We start from the raw sequence: 15,012 nt of genomic DNA on the forward strand, positions 1-15,012 counted from the left end.
GCCGTCGGCGCCTCCCGCGCCGCCGTCGACGCCGGCTGGTACCCCCACTCCAACCAGGTCGGCCAGACCGGCAAGAGTGTCAGCCCCCAGCTCTACATCGCCAACGGCATCTCCGGCGCCATCCAGCACCGCGCCGGCATGCAAACCTCCAAAACCATCGTCGCCGTCAACAAAGACGCCGAAGCCCCCATCTTCGACCTCGTCGACTACGGCATCGTCGGCGACCTCTTCCAGGTCGTCCCCCAACTCACCGAAGAAGTGAACACCCGCAAGGGCTGAGCCCCCAGGCACAGCGTCACCTGTTCGGACCTCTCGCGTCGCCGAGCACCGCTCGGCGCACCAGGCTCTAGCGCAAGCGCACAAGTGCGCGGCCCGACGGCGCCAAGGAGAAGGTCATGGACGACTATCCGCTGCTCAACCTGTTCTGGACCATGATGTGGTTCTTCCTCTGGATGATGTGGCTGTTCCTCCTCTTCAAGGTCATCGGCGACATCTTCCGCAGCCACGACCTCAGCGGCTGGGCCAAGGCCGGCTGGCTGATCGTGGCGCTGGTCCTGCCGTACCTCGGTGTGCTCCTGTACGTCATCTTCCGCGGCAAGTCGATGGGCGAACGGGACCTCAAGCAGGCCGAGGCCCAGCAGGCGGCGTTCAAGGAGTACGTACGCGATGCCGCCGGCTCAGGGTCGGGAGGCACGCCGGGGTCGAGCGTGGACGAGCTCACCAAGCTCGCCGACCTCAAGGAGAAGGGCGTGCTCAGCGACGCGGAGTTCCAGCAGGCGAAGGAAAAGCTGCTGGCCTGAGCGGCTGAGCGGAACCACGACGGCCGGGCCCCCGCCGCAATGGCGGGGGCCCGGCCGTCGGGCTGTGCCCAGGCTTCCAGGCGTCAGGAGAGCACGGGTACCGGGTACGTCGGGTACTCGACCCCGGAGACGTGCTGGACGACACGGATGACCTGGCAGGAGTAGCCGAACTCGTTGTCGTACCAGAGGTAGAGGATCGCGTCGTCGCCCTCGACCTTGGTGGCCCCGGCGTCCACGATCGACGCGTGCCGCGAGCCGATGAAGTCGCTCGACACCGCGTCGGGCGCGCTGGTGAAGTCGATCTGGCGCTTGAGCGGCGAGGTCAGCGACACATTGCGCAGGTAGTCGAGCACCTCTTCGCGGGTGGTCTCGCGGGCGAGCCTCAGGCTGAGGATCGCGATGGAGACGTCGGGTACCGGAACGCGGATCGAGCTGCCGGTGATCCGCGCGTTCAGGTCGGGCAGCGCCTTGGCGACGGCGGAGGCGGCACCGGTCTCGGTGATGACCATGTTGAGCGGCGCGGAGCGGCCGCGGCGGTCGGAGTCGTGGTAATTGTCCAGCAGGTTCTGGTCGTTGGTGAACGAGTGGACGGTCTCCACGTGACCGCGCAGGACGCCGTACTCGTCCGCCATGGCCTTCAGCGGCGGGACGATCGCGTTGGTGGTGCAGGACGCGCAGGACAGGATCTGCTCGTCCGGCTTGATCATGTCGTGGTTGACGCCGTGGACGACGTTGGGGACATCGCCCTTGCCCGGCGCGGTCAGGACGACCTTGGCGATACCGGGGCGCAGGTGCTGCGAGAGGCCCTCGCGGTCGCGCCACTTTCCCGTGTTGTCGATGAGGATGGCGTCCTTGATGCCGTACGCCGTGTAGTCCACCGCCGTCGGGTCGTTCGAGTAGATCACCTTGATCTCGTTGCCGTTGGCGATGATCGTGCTGTTCGCCTCGTCGACGGTGATCGTGCCCTGGAACTGCCCGTGGATGGAGTCGCGGCGCAACAGCGAGGCGCGCTTGACGATGTCGTCCCCGGCGCCCTTGCGGACCACGATGGCGCGCAGCCGCAGACCGTTTCCGGAGCCGGCCTTCTCGATGAGCAGGCGGGCGAGAAGGCGGCCGATGCGGCCGAACCCGTAGAGCACCACGTCACGCGACTCGCGCCGCTCGACCTTGTTGGCGCCCGTGGCACCGGCCACGGCCTCGGCGGTGAACTCCTCCACCGAGAGACCGCGGTCGTCGGTCTTGTACGTGGAGGCGAGCATGCCGAGGTCGATCTGGGACGGACCGAGGTCGAGGGCGGCGAGGGCCCGCAGGAACGGCAGCGTCTCGGTGACCGAGAGCTCCTCCCCTGCGATCTGACGGGCGAACCGGTGGGTCTTGAGGATGCTGACCACGGACTTGTTCACCAGGGAGCGGCTGTGCAGCAGGACGGTGACGTCCCTCTCCCGGTGCATCGTGCCGATGATCGGGATCATCGCCTCCGCGATCTCCTCGCGGATCTTCCAGTTGGTGAAAGAGTCGTCATTGACAGTCACAGGTTTATCTTTCGAGCTAGGCGGCGCTCATATGCTAGCCGCACGCTCTTTCGATCATGCACACCGGGCCCGGTACGGCTCTGAGCAGCGACGATGCGGTCAGGCCGCGACCCGCAGCTGCTGGCGGACCACGATCGCGTCGAGCCGGATCGAGAACGGGACGACGTCGGAGATCTCCAGGGCGGTCGCCCTCTCCTTCTCCAGGCCGACGGTCACATCGATGCAGCAGGCGATCGCGTACATGTGCTCTCCTGTCTCCTCGTCCTGGAGCGCGAAGAACAGATCGCGGTAGTAACTGGTCCGGTCCTCGCCTTCGTCGTAGTACGAGAGCCCCGGCTCGCCCTCCTGCGCCGCCAGCCCGGTGAAGGCGCGCACCAGTTCCCGCTCGATGGTGTCCCAGAAGTCGGCGTCGGCAAACGTATCCGGAAGGGCCTGGCGCACCGCCTCCTTGAGGGAGAGCACCATGACCATGACCGGGGCGTGCTCCTGGAGCCCCCAGCCACGGACCATCTTCACCGTGTCGCTGTCGGGTAGGGCGGCCGCAGCGTCGCGGATGTGGCCGAAGTCGAAGTTGACGGTCGCCGGGGCGATCGCCTCCTGGAACAACTGCCCTATGGCCCGGGCCTGTTCGAGATGTCCGGGGCCCACCTCTATGACGGTCCTGAAGCCGGCGGCCATGGTTCCTCCTGTGGTGCTGCGCTGAGAAAAGGGGATCAGTCCGCGGACGGGCCCGGGGAGACGGCCTCCCAGGCGAATCCGTCCGGGTCGGTAAAGGGTCCGGCGGAGCTGACGATCGCGATCCGGTGCGATCCGCTGCCGTCCGGGTCGACGCCGGCGTCCTTGGCCAGGGCGCTGCGCCCGTACAGCCCCAGCTTCACGGGGCTCGACGGTGTGGCGAACTCGACGTACTTGCGGCCGAAGCTCTTTGCGACGGCGAAGCCGCGGTCGACGTAGAACTTCTTGCTCTCGGCCATGTCCGCGACGCCGAGCAGGAGCACGATGTCGTCGATCTTCCGGGTGTCGGGGCCTGTGTCCTTCTTCGCCGAGGTCGCGACCTTCCAGATCGTGCCGTCGGGGGCCTGGACGACGCCTCCGAAGCCCCACAGCGATTTCTTGACGGGCTTGAGCGAGGTGGCACCGGCGGCGAGGGCCGCGTCGACGAAGGCGTTGACGGTGGCCGGCTGGGAGACCGTGAGCGAGAGCGTGAACGCGCGGAAGCCGGAGGTGGGCGCCTCGGAGGCCCGCAGATCGAGCTGAGTGTCGAGGCCGAAGGCGTCGGCGTAGAAGCGGCCGGCGGCCTTGGGGTCGGCCACGTCGAGGGTGAGGGATGCGATGGAGGTCATGCCGACGACGCTACGCAGGGCCCGGAACCCGCGCTTCTCGATTCCTGACCGGTATCGGCGGGGCGTCCGGGCCGGCCGGTGAGGGCCGGCCCGGACAGCACCGTCAGACGAGGTCGAACCGGTCCAGGTTCATGACCTTGACCCAGGCCGCGACGAAGTCGTTCACGAACTTCGCCTTCGCGTCGGCGCTCGCGTAGACCTCCGCGAGCGCGCGCAGCTCGGAGTTCGAGCCGAAGACGAGGTCGGCTCGGCTGCCCGTCCACTTGACCGCGCCCGTGGCCGGGTCGCGGCCCTCGAAGGCGTCCTGCGCCTCGGACGTCGACTTCCACTCCGTGCCCAGGTCGAGCAGGTTGAGGAAGAAGTCGTTGGTCAGCTTGCCCGGGGTCGCGGTGAGCACGCCCTGCTTCGACTGCTGGTGGTTCGCGCCGAGGACCCGCAGGCCACCGACGAGGACCGTCAGCTCGGGGGCGCTCAGCGTCAGCAGGTTCGCCTTGTCGAGCAGCAGGTACTCGGCCGGGAGGCGGTTGCCCTTGCCCAGGTAGTTGCGGAACCCGTCGGCGGCCGGCTCGAGCGCGGCGAACGATTCCACGTCCGTCTGCTCCTGTACGGCGTCGACCCGGCCCGGCGTAAAGGGGACCTCGATGTCGTGACCGGCGTTCTTGGCCGCCTCCTCGACGGCGGCGCCGCCGGCGAGCACGATCAGGTCGGCCAGCGAGACGTTCTTGCCACCGGCGTTGAAGGACTCCTGGATGCCTTCGAGGGTGCGCAGCACCGACGCCAGCTGGTCCGGGTTGTTGACCTCCCAGCTGCGCTGCGGCTCCAGGCGGATGCGCGCACCGTTGGCTCCGCCGCGCAGGTCGCTGCCGCGGAAGGAGGAGGCCGACGCCCAGGCGACCGACACCAGGTCGGAGACCGTGAGGTCGGAGGCGAGGATCTGCTCCTTGAGGGAGGCGATGTCCGCCGCGTCGACGAGCTCACCCGTACGGGCTGGCAGCGGGTCCTGCCACAGCAGCGTCTCGGAGGGGACCTCGGGGCCGAGGTAACGGACGACCGGGCCCATGTCGCGGTGGGTCAGCTTGTACCAGGCGCGGGCGAAGGCGTCGGCGAACTCCTCCGGGTTCTCGAAGAAGCGCCGCGAGATCGGCTCGTAGACCGGGTCGAGGCGCAGCGAGAGGTCGGTGGTGAGCATCGTGGGGAGGCGCTTCTTCGACGGGTCGTGCGCGTCGGGAATGGTCGCCTGCGCGTCCTTGGCCACCCACTGGTTGGCGCCGGCCGGGCTCTGGGTCAGCTCCCACTCGTAGCCGAAGAGGTTCGAGAAGAACTCGTTGCCCCACTTCGTCGGCGTGCTCGTCCAGGTGACTTCGAGGCCACTGGTGATGGCGTCGCTGCCCTTGCCGGTGCCGTACGCGTTCTTCCAGCCCAGGCCCTGCTGCTCCAGGGGAGCGGCCTCGGGGTCGTCGCCGACGTTCTCGGCCGGGCCCGCGCCGTGGGTCTTGCCGAAGGTGTGGCCACCGGCGATCAGGGCGACGGTCTCTTCGTCGTTCATCGCCATGCGGCGGAAGGTCTCACGGATGTCGCGGGCCGCGGCGATCGGGTCCGGGTTGCCGTTGGGGCCTTCGGGGTTGACGTAGATGAGGCCCATCTGGACCGCGCCGAGGGGGTTCTCCAGGTCGCGGTCGCCCGTGTAGCGCTCGTCGTCGAGCCAGTTGACCTCGGGACCCCAGTAGACGTCCTCCTCGGACTCCCACACGTCCGCGCGGCCGCCGGCGAAGCCGAAGGTCTTGAAGCCCATCGTCTCCAGGGCCACGTTGCCGGTGAGGACCAGGAGGTCGGCCCAGGAGAGGGACTGGCCGTACTTCTGCTTGACGGGCCACAGCAGCCTGCGGGCCTTGTCGAGGTTTCCGTTGTCCGGCCAGCTGTTGAGCGGCGCGAAGCGCTGCTGACCGGCTCCGGCGCCGCCGCGGCCGTCGCTGATGCGGTACGTGCCGGCGCTGTGCCAGGCCATCCGGATCATCAGCGGGCCGTAGTTGCCGAAGTCGGCGGGCCACCAGTCCTGCGAGGTCGTCAATACCTCGGCGATGTCCCGCTTCACGGCCGGGAGGTCGAGGGTGTTGAAGGCCTCGGCGTAGTCGAAGTCCTCACCGAGGGGGTTGGCCACGGCGGGGTTCTTGGCGAGGATCTTCAGGTTGAGCCGCTCGGGCCACCACTGGCGGTTTCCGCCGCCCTGGGTCGGGTGCGGTGCGCGCTCGTGTGCGACGGGGCAGCCGGATGTCTCCTCCGGCTTGGGGTCGGTGACGATCGCGTCGTGGTTCTCAGTCATGGGAATCCTTCCGGACGGGGCGGATCACACTGCTCAGGAGCTGAGGGCGGTGGAACAGCGCGTCCCGTGAAGTCACGCGTTTTCCCCTGCTGTTGTCCTGACCCTTGGCTGTCGGCCGGAATCGATCCTACGATGGACTAAGTCCAAGTCAATACGACAGACAGACCCGTACGAGTCATTCGTCAGACGGCGCACAGGAAGACTGGTGGGCATGAGCGACCTGCTGAGACGACTCCGCGGACGCGGCTGGCGTATGACAGCCCAACGCAGGGTGGTCGCCGAGGTACTGGCCGGTGAACATGTCCACTTCACCGCGGACGAGGTGCTCGCGCGCGCGACCGTGCGCCTGCCCGAGATCTCCCGCGCCACCGTCTACAACACCCTCGGTGAACTCGTCGCCTTGGGCGAGGTGATCGAGGTGTCGGCCGACGGTCGGGCCAAGCGCTACGACCCGAACGCCCATCACCCGCATCAGCACCTGGTGTGTTCGGGCTGCGGAGCGATCCGGGACGTCCACCCCGGAGGCGACCCGCTGGAGCAGCTGCCTGCCTCCGAACGGTTCGGCTTCGCCGTCTCCGAGGTCCAGATGACCTTCCGGGGACTCTGCCCGGACTGCTCCCGCGGGTGACGTAAGTCCGCTCCCCCGCTGGTTGCCGAGGCACCGTCAGCACCCGCTCCGGACGCGGGTATTCCGGGAATCCTTGACACCTCGAACCGGCAGGAGGAGCATCCCTTCGTCGTTGACAACGTTGTCGGAGTTGCTCCGTCACATACGTCCGAAGGGCAGGAACGGTGTCATACACGCGCACCCGGCTCAGAGCTGTCAGCTCGCTCGCGGTGGCCGCCTTGGCCGCACTGGGGCTGGCCGACGCGGCCTCCCCCGCCTCGGCGGCACCTTCGTACAACACCGTCAAGGACCCGGTGTCGTACGTGAATCCGCTCATCGGCACGTCCAATGCGGGCAACACCTACCCCGGCGCGGTGCAGCCGTTCGGCATGCTGGCCTGGAGTCCGCAGAACTCGAAGGGCAAGCAGGTCTCGACGCCGGCACCCGGCGGCTACCAGTACAACGCGACGAAGATCCGCGGCTTCAGCCTCACGCACCTCAACGGGGTCGGCTGCTCCGGCGCGAACGGTGACATCCCGATCATGCCGTACGCGGGTGATGTCGACTCCTCGCCCAGTTCGGACACCACCGACGCGAAGTACGCGAGCACCTTCGCGCACGCGGACGAGACCGCCTCGCCCGGCTACTACAAGGTCGGCCTGGCCGGTGGCGCGTCCGCCGCGCTCACCACCACCGCCCGTACGGGAACAGGGCAGTTCGGCTTTCCGGCGGACAAGCCGGCCACCATGCTCTTCCGTACGTCGAACTCGGAGAGCGGCAGTACGGGCGCCACGGTGAAGATCGACGCGGCGAAGCGGACCGTGACGGGCTCCGTCACCGCGGGGAACTTCTGCGGGCCGCAGAGCGCGAACAACCGCAAGGATCTCTACACGCTGTACTTCACCGCCCACTTCGACAAGGCGTTCGCGAAGATCGGTACCTGGACGGACGGCACGGTCGCGCCCAACTCCACGTCTGCTTCCGGCGGTACGGGCTACAGCGCGTCGGGCAACGCCGTGGAGGGCAAGGGCTCGGGCGGATACATCACCTTCGCCGACGGGACCACCAGCGCCCAGGTGAAAGTCGCCGTCTCCTACGTCAGCCCGCAGAGCGCCGAGGCCAACCTCCTTGCGGAGAACGGGCCCCGCGAGAGCTTCGACTCCGTACGGGCGCATGCTTCGCAGACCTGGAACAAGGCGCTGAAGTCCATAGAGGTGGGTGGCGGCACCGACGCCCAGCGCGCGACCTTCTACACCGCGCTCTACCACTCCATGCTGGAGCCCACCCTCACCAGCGACGTGGACGGCCGCTATCTGGGCGCCGACCGCGCGCCGCACCGGCTCGCCAAGGGGCAGAAGGCGCAGTACGGCACCTTCTCCGGATGGGACCAGTACCGCGCACAGGTGCAGCTGATGACGCTCCTCGACGCGCGGGCGGGCAGCGACTATGCGCAGTCGCTCTACAACTACGCGAGTCAGCGCGGCGGAGAGTGGGACCGCTGGCTGCTGGAGAACGGCAAGACGAGTGTGATGTCGGGGGATCCCTCCGACGCGGCGCTCGCCGGGATCTACGCCTTCGGCGGCCATGACTTCGACGTCAAGGGTGCGTTGAAGTCGCTGGTCACGGCGGCGACCGTACCGACGGCCAACGACTCCGACAGCTCGGGCTGCAATGTCGAATGCGTGGGACAGCGGCCCGCGCTCGACAAGTATCTGGAGCTCGGTTACGTACCGGCGGACAACTGCCACTGCTGGGGAGGCGCAGCCGAGACGCTGGAGGACGCGGCCGCCGACTACGGCCTGTCCGAGCTGTCCCGGCAGACCGGGAACACCGCCGACGCGAAGAAGTTCCTGGACCGCTCGGGCAACTGGACGAACGTCTTCGACGCCAACGCCACCGCGCAGGGCGGCTACATCCGCGACCGCAAGGCCGACGGCACCTGGGCGGGCACCTTCACGCCGGGCACCGGCAGCGGCTTCGTCGAGGGATCCAGCGCGCGCTACACCTGGATGGTGTATTCGGACGTGGCGGGGCTGGCCGGCGCGATGGGCGGCGACGCGACGGCGGTGAAGCGGCTCGACGCCTTCTTCCGTACGCCGGACGGGAAGTTCGACTTCTCGGCGAAGGACGCGACGCGCTACGACGCGACCAATGAGCCGGACATCAACGCCCCTTATCTCTATGCCTACTTGGGCGCGCCGTACAAGACGCAGGAAACGGTCCGCGCGGAGATGGACCAGCTGTGGAACGACACTCCGGGCGGTATCCCGGGCAATGACGACGCGGGCACCATGTCGTCCTGGTACGTCTTCTCGGCGCTCGGCATGTACCCGCAGAACCCGAGCCGCGCCGATCTGACTCTCTCCGCACCGCTGTTCCCCCGCGCCGTGGTGCACACCGGGCGCGGGAAGACGATCACGGTCAACGCACCGGCCGCTTCGGCTCAGAACACGTACATCCACGGCCTGAAGGTCGACGGCAGGACGTCCGGCAAGCCGTGGGTCCCCGCCTCGCTCGTCACGCACGGCGGCACCCTGGACTACACCCTGGGCGCCACGGCGGACACGTCCTGGGGCAGCGCCGAGGCCGATGCCCCGCCGTCCTTCCCGGGCGGTGGCGTGAAGTACTTCACCGGTGCCTCGCCGGACCAGCTGAAGGTCGAGCCCGGTTCCGGGAGCGCCGAGACGACCGTCAAGGTGCAGACCCTGGAGACGAAGGCCACCACCGTCCACTGGTCGGCGAAGGCACCGGCCGGTGTCACCGTCACCCCGGCGGAAGGCGACTTCACGGTCCCGGCGCGTGGTGCGGCGAGCGCGAAGCTCACCGTGGCGGCCGCCGCGGACACGGCCGAGGGCCACTATGCGGTCCCGGTGACCTTGACGTCGTCGACCGGCGCGGAGCTTCCGAAGACGTCCGCCGCGGTGACGGTCGCCGCGAAGAACAGCATGCTGTGGAACCGCAACAGCACCGCCATCTCCACCGACGACGACAATCCGCAGGCCAACTTCGACGGTGAGGGCTGGAGTTACTCGGCGAAGGCACTCGCCGCCGCGGGCACGACACCCGGCGGGACGGTGTCCTCCGGCGGCTTCGACTTCGTCTGGCCCAAGGTCGGCGCGGGCGAACCGGACAACATCGAGGTGGCCGGCACCGCACCCCAGGTGCTGAACGTCCCGTCGGCGGCGGGCGCCACGAAGCTGAGCCTGCTGGGCAGCGCGGCCGAGGGCACGGCCTCCGGACAGGCGACGCTGACGTACACCGACGGCACCACGCAGCAGGCCGGGATCGGCTTCAGCGACTGGACGCTGGGCGGTGGCACACAGCAGCCTTCGTACGGGAACACGGTCGCGGTCCACACCACGTACCGCGACGTCCAGGGCGGCGGTACGGACCCGGTGGGCACGGAGGTCTTCGCGACCGCTCCGATCGCCCTTCAAGCGGGCAAGCAGCTCGCGAGCGTGACACTGCCCGCCACCACGGAAGGCGGTGTGATCCACATCTTCGCCGTGGCCACCGCATAGGGGGTGTCCGGCCAACTGACGGCCTGTTGTGTGCTGTTCCGCTCAGCGGCACAGCACACGACAGGCCGGTCGCGCGTCAGCAGGCTGTTCTCGTTGGCCGGGCGCCTGGCCCGCACCTCGTCGGTGCACCGGGCTCCCGCGGTCTCCAAGGAGGACACCATGGGGTTGTCGGCGACGCGTGACGGGACGGGTGACCATGCCCGCACTCCCCGCGGCACCGTTCCACGCGCCCGCCGCGGCGACCTGCTGGGCCTGCTGACCGCGGAGTTCGACGGCGTCCACGACGTGTGGCGCTCGGCCGCCGGCACGGTGTGCGTCGCCGGTCCGGAAGCCGCCCGGGCGGTGATGGGCAACCGGCACGCCACCGTGGCCGGGACATCGGACTTCTTCCGTGTACGAGGCGGGGTCTTCGGACCGCGCGCCGCCCAGATCCGCATCGGCCGCTCGGCGCGCGCGCTCGTCCGCCGCCATCTCGACGCGACGCGGGCCGGACTCCCGGCGCTGATCGCGGAGCGGCTCGCGCCCCGCAACGTCTGGCCCGATGCCGGGAACCTTCTCGTCTTCCGGTATCTGCGGGACGTCCTGCTCCACCCGGACGCGCCCCCACCGCTGCACGAGGCCATCGAGGCGATCGTCATGCGCTCGGTCCTCGCGGGCGCCCGGCAGCGCCACTCGCCGCCGTCGCGTCTGCTCTTCCGCCGCCGGGCGCTGGGTGTGCTGCACACCGCGATACGGGCCAGGCAGTACGCATCCGAGCAGCGCCGGGGTCCGGGGGAACCGCGCGATCTGCCCGATGTCGTACTGGAAGGGAGCGGTCCGGGAGCGGATCCACGCGATCTCGCCGAGGTCCATCTCTCGTTCCTGTTCGCCGCCGTCGGATCGGTCGGCTTCGCACTCGGCTGGTCGCTCCGGTGAGCGCTCCCGCCGCGCTACGGTGCCTGCCATGCCTCGATCAACCGCTGAACCGCTGCCCGTCACCGCCGACGACCTCGATCAGGCCGTCCAGCTCTCCCTCGCCACGCTCAGGGAGGCACCTTCGACGGCCTGGGAGTCCAAGGCCGGCTCGCTGGAGTGGGACTGCTGGGAGACCGTCGAGCACCTGAGCGACGACCTTTTCGCGTACGCGGCCCAACTGGGCCCCAAGCAGCCGCCGTTGGACAGCGAGGTCCCGTTCGTCTACGAGAGCCGCAGGCCCGGCGGCCCCAAGAACACCGTGCACGCCAACCGCGCGGCGGGAGCTGCCGGCCTGCTGCAGGTGCTGGACGCGAGCGGCGCGCTGCTGATCGCCATGGTGCGTACGACGTCCCCGCAGGTCCGTGCGCACCACGTCTTCGGCGTCTCGGACCCCGAGGGCTTCGCCGCGATGGGGATCGTGGAGACGCTGGTGCACACCCATGATCTGGCCGAGGGGCTCGGACTGGCCTGGGCGCCGCCCGCTGACCTGTGCGCGCGGGTCCTGGCCCGGCTGTTTCCCGATGCGCCGTCGGACACGGACCCCTGGACCACACTGCTGTGGGCCACCGGCCGCGCCGAGCTGCCCGGTCACCCCCGCCTCACCACCTGGCGCTGGTACGGCGCACCTCGCCCCTAGCTCAGACGGCCCCGGGGTCCTGGTACACCGCGTCGAGCGCGAGGTGGGCGCCGCCCCGGGCCGCGGCGGCGAATCCCAGTGCGGACAGGCGTACTTCGCAGCCACCCGCGTCCGGCGCCATCACGCGTTCGCGGAGCACCTCGTGGATCCGGTCCAGCATGAGATGCCCGATGTGGGTGAAGTACCCGCCCAGGACCACCACCCGGGGATTGAGCACATCGGCCAGCAGGGCGAGCCCGAGGCCGAGGTCTTCTGCGACGCGCGCCAGTGCCTCGCGGGTCCGCACGTCGCCTTCATCGGCGCGGCGGCGCACCTCGCCCAGGCGGGATTCCAGTTCGACGGCCGGGTCGTGGATCCAGTCGCCGTCGCCCGTGCCGGCCAGGCGCAGGATCGCGTCCAGGCCCACCATCGTCTCCCAGCATCCGCGCCGGCCACAGGCACAGGGGGTGCGCCGCGGGTCGAGGGGCATGTGGCCGACCTCGCCGGCGAAGCCGGTGGAACCCCGCAGCAGCCGGCCGTCGCTGATGATGCCGGCGCCGATGCCGCGTTCGCCGGTGATGCACACCATGTCGTGTACGTCGGAGCCCTCCGTCTGGACGTATTCGGCGAGGGCGCCGAGCTTCGCGTCGTTGTCGACGGTGAGGTGCGGCAACGGCTGTCCCAGGCGCCGGCGGAGGCCTTCCGCGACAGCGACTTTGCGCCAGCCGATGGCGGAGGCGTACTCGACCGTGCCGGCCGCGGTGTCGATGACGCCGGGTACGGCGAGGGTGAGGCCGACGGGGCGGATGCCGTCGCGGCCGAGCGCGGTGAAGCAGGCGCGGATCGCCTGCGCGGTGAGGTCGAGCACCTCCTCCGTGCCCGCTTCGGCGACCGCGACGGCGACGCGGTGTTCGTAGACGCTGTCCCCGCCCAGAGTCAGCGCGAGGACGTGCACGTAACTCGTGCTGATCTCCACGCCGATGCCGCACAGGCCACGGCCGTCGATCCGCACCAGGGTGCCGGGGCGGCCCACGGCGCCTTCGCGTTGCGCGGATCCTTCGCTGATCAGGCCGTTGGCGACGAGTTCGGCGACGAGCGTGGTGACGGTCGGCTTGGGCAGACCGGTGTCCGTGGCGATCTGCGCGCGCGAGCGCGGTCCCGCGTCACGCAGGATCCGCAGCACCACACCGAGGTTGGTGCGCCGGATGGAACTCCGGTCCCGGGGCCGGGAGGACCCGGCGGGGGCGGCGTACGGAAGCGTCGCCGCACGAAGATCGGTCACTGCGTCCTCATCTCTGGGCGGTGCTGCCAGGGCACTCATGATGGCAAGCCCGGTGCCCGGCGTCAGGCCCGGGCCGATCCCGGTGATGAGCCTTGACAGCCTTTCAGTTAATTAGGATTCTAGCCGAACTAATCTCCACGCCGCTGTGAACACCCGCGCTCCGCACCAGATGAGGAGTATCAGTGTCATTCCGTACGAGAACGAGGACCGCCGGCACGCTCGCCGCCACCGCCGCCCTCCTGTTCGGCGCACTGGCCACCGCCCCGGCCACGGCCCAGTCCCCCACCGCCGCCCCGGCGTCCCCCGAGTACTCCGTATCCATCGGTGCCAAGGGACCCTGGACCAACCCCGACGACACCCCCTCGGCCACGTACATCGACAAGAACGGCGCGTTCTACTACCAGTCGGCCCACGCCCTGTACGGCGCGAACGACCCCCGCAAGTGGACGTTCTACACCGGCAAGGACTTCGACTCGGCCACCCGCTCCGCCGCACTCAGCGACGCCGTGAACCCGGCCAACGCCGACGACCGCAACAACGACACCACATGGCGCTGCAACAACAGCCCCACCGGCCGTGAGGCCACGTACGCACCCGACACCTCCGGCTACGCGCAGAAGAACTACTGCGACCTGATGGGCGTCTGGGTGGACCCCGACACCGGCGACTGGTACGGCCTGGTCCACAACGAATTCACCCCGCAGCCCCACGGCGACGGACTGCACTACGACGCGATCGACCGCGCCGTCTCCAAGGACCAGGGCAGGACCTGGGCGATCAAGGACCACGTGCTGACCTCGCCGTACAGCACCAAACGCGGCGACAACCAGGCGTTCCCCCACGAGACGTACCACTACGGCAACGGCGACGCGCGCCTGTTCGTGGACACCGCGTCCGGCTACTTCTACGTCTACTACAACTCGCGCGTCATCCCGAAGGGCGGCGTCCCCGGAGGCTGGACCTCCGCCAGCCGCGGGCATGTGGCCCGCGCCCCCATGTCCGGGAAGATGACGCCCGGTTCATGGAAGAAGTGGTACGACGGCTCCTGGTCCCAGCCCGGAACCGGCGGCCTGGAGAGCAACATGGAGCCGGTCGACGCGACCCACACCACCGGCTACACCCCTGTCGCACACGACTACAACCCGGCTAACCCCGGCAACGTCCAGGAGCAGCAGGCGGCCGGCACCCTGCCCGCCAAGTCCGACCTGCTGACCATGAACATCGCCTACAACGCCTACCTGGGCCTGTACGTGGGCGAGCCCGAGACCGTCAAGCAGGACGGTACCGAGAAGCAGCGCTTCTACGTCACCGACAACCTCGCCACCCAGAAGTGGAAGCTGGTCGGCGACTCCGGCGACTACACATCAGGGTCCTGGTACCGCTGGCTGCTGGACTCGGTGAACAGGACCGGTTCCACCATCGTGGGCAAGAAGTTCCGTTCGTACTGCTCGTTCTTCTGCTCCGAAGGCGCCGACGGCGAGTACTACGACACCGTCATCGACACCAACTCCCCTGCCGCGCCTGTCGATCCGGGCACGGCCTACACGATCGCCGGCGGCACCGGCCGCGTCCTCACCCAGGTGCGGGGCAGTACGGCGACCACCTCGCAGGCCTCCTCCCGCGCCTCCGCCCTCGGACAGTGGATCTTCACCCCCAACGGTGACGGCTCGTACCGGATCGCCAACGCGTCCACGCACCGGCTCCTGGGCGTCGACGCGAAGAGCAACGCGGGGCGCGCCTGGGCGGCCAAGCCCACCGCGACCGACGCGCCAGCCGGCGGACCCACCGTCGGCCAGCAGTGGTTCGTCGTCGCCAACACCACCGTCGGCGCGAAGCCCACCGGCACCTACCGGCTGGTGAACCGCTACAGCGGTCTCGTCATCGGGCTTTCGGCCACCGCGGGGCGCCTCGCCGAGACCACGCCCACCCGTGCGTGGACCGACACCACCGGCGGCCAGGTCGGCAGCGGTCGCAGTGCCGCGGAGCAGATGCTCACGCTCACCGCCACAGGCGCTGCCCACCACGGCCACTGACACC

The 15,012-nt window shown here is 69.3% G+C and carries 12 protein-coding genes; 7 read left to right on the plus strand and 5 right to left on the minus strand.

The annotated features are described in order from the left end of the window. Both AB0H78_RS28110 and AB0H78_RS28115 read left to right on the plus strand, forming a co-directional pair. Positions 1 to 279: electron transfer flavoprotein subunit alpha/FixB family protein (locus tag AB0H78_RS28110; protein ID WP_363237424.1), on the plus strand; the 279-nt coding region annotated here is incomplete at its 5' end. A 116-nt stretch (positions 280 to 395) separates the two neighbouring features. Then, the gene (locus AB0H78_RS28115) at positions 396 to 800 is read left to right on the plus strand and encodes an SHOCT domain-containing protein (RefSeq protein ID WP_363237425.1); all 405 of its coding nucleotides are present in this window, start codon (positions 396 to 398) and stop codon (positions 798 to 800) included. 83 nt (positions 801 to 883) lie between these two features. On the opposite strand, the gene AB0H78_RS28120 is transcribed toward AB0H78_RS28115, so the two are convergent. The 4 genes from AB0H78_RS28120 to katG form a co-directional block, all read right to left on the minus strand. Beyond that, entirely contained in the window at positions 884 to 2,332 is a 1,449-nt protein-coding gene (locus tag AB0H78_RS28120; protein WP_363237426.1) for a glyceraldehyde-3-phosphate dehydrogenase, read from the minus strand. A gap of 99 nt (positions 2,333 to 2,431) precedes the next feature. Beyond that, a complete protein-coding gene (locus AB0H78_RS28125) occupies positions 2,432 to 3,010 on the minus strand; it encodes a Type-2Aa cytolytic delta-endotoxin (protein ID WP_363237427.1) in 579 nt (192 codons plus the stop codon). A 35-nt stretch (positions 3,011 to 3,045) separates the two neighbouring features. After that, on the minus strand, positions 3,046 to 3,675 hold the full coding sequence (locus tag AB0H78_RS28130) for a glyoxalase (RefSeq protein ID WP_363237428.1): 630 nt from the start codon (positions 3,673 to 3,675) through the stop codon (positions 3,046 to 3,048). A 103-nt stretch (positions 3,676 to 3,778) separates the two neighbouring features. Further along, positions 3,779 to 5,995 carry a catalase/peroxidase HPI gene (katG, locus tag AB0H78_RS28135; protein ID WP_363237429.1) on the minus strand — a complete coding sequence of 739 codons (2,217 nt, stop codon included), beginning with the start codon at positions 5,993 to 5,995 and terminating at the stop codon, positions 3,779 to 3,781. Positions 5,996 to 6,206: 211 nt separating this feature from the next. Between katG and AB0H78_RS28140 the strand changes: the two genes are divergently transcribed. The 4 genes from AB0H78_RS28140 to AB0H78_RS28155 all read left to right on the plus strand — a co-directional run bounded on the left by AB0H78_RS28140 (position 6,207) and on the right by AB0H78_RS28155 (position 11,714). Next, positions 6,207 to 6,623 (plus strand): transcriptional repressor, encoded by a 417-nt coding sequence (locus tag AB0H78_RS28140; RefSeq protein WP_363237430.1) that lies wholly within the window; start codon positions 6,207 to 6,209, stop codon positions 6,621 to 6,623. 164 nt (positions 6,624 to 6,787) lie between these two features. Further along, a complete protein-coding gene (locus AB0H78_RS28145; protein ID WP_363237431.1) occupies positions 6,788 to 10,123 on the plus strand; it encodes a GH92 family glycosyl hydrolase in 3,336 nt (1,111 codons plus the stop codon). A 93-nt stretch (positions 10,124 to 10,216) separates the two neighbouring features. Beyond that, positions 10,217 to 11,038, plus strand: a complete 822-nt coding sequence (locus AB0H78_RS28150; protein WP_363237432.1) for a hypothetical protein — start codon at positions 10,217 to 10,219, stop codon at positions 11,036 to 11,038. Between the two features lie 28 nt (positions 11,039 to 11,066). Next, complete coding sequence (locus AB0H78_RS28155; RefSeq protein WP_363237433.1) at positions 11,067 to 11,714, plus strand: maleylpyruvate isomerase N-terminal domain-containing protein; 648 nt, start codon at positions 11,067 to 11,069, stop codon at positions 11,712 to 11,714. A 1-nt stretch (position 11,715) separates the two neighbouring features. On the opposite strand, the gene AB0H78_RS28160 is transcribed toward AB0H78_RS28155, so the two are convergent. Next, on the minus strand, positions 11,716 to 12,975 hold the full coding sequence (locus AB0H78_RS28160; protein ID WP_363237434.1) for an ROK family transcriptional regulator: 1,260 nt from the start codon (positions 12,973 to 12,975) through the stop codon (positions 11,716 to 11,718). Positions 12,976 to 13,157: 182 nt separating this feature from the next. Between AB0H78_RS28160 and AB0H78_RS28165 the strand changes: the two genes are divergently transcribed. Continuing rightward, positions 13,158 to 15,008 (plus strand): RICIN domain-containing protein, encoded by a 1,851-nt coding sequence (locus AB0H78_RS28165; protein ID WP_363237435.1) that lies wholly within the window; start codon positions 13,158 to 13,160, stop codon positions 15,006 to 15,008. Positions 15,009 to 15,012: the final 4 nt, after the last annotated feature.

It is taken from the genome of Streptomyces sp. NPDC050738 (genome assembly GCF_040654175.1).
Lineage (GTDB): Bacteria > Actinomycetota > Actinomycetes > Streptomycetales > Streptomycetaceae > Streptomyces.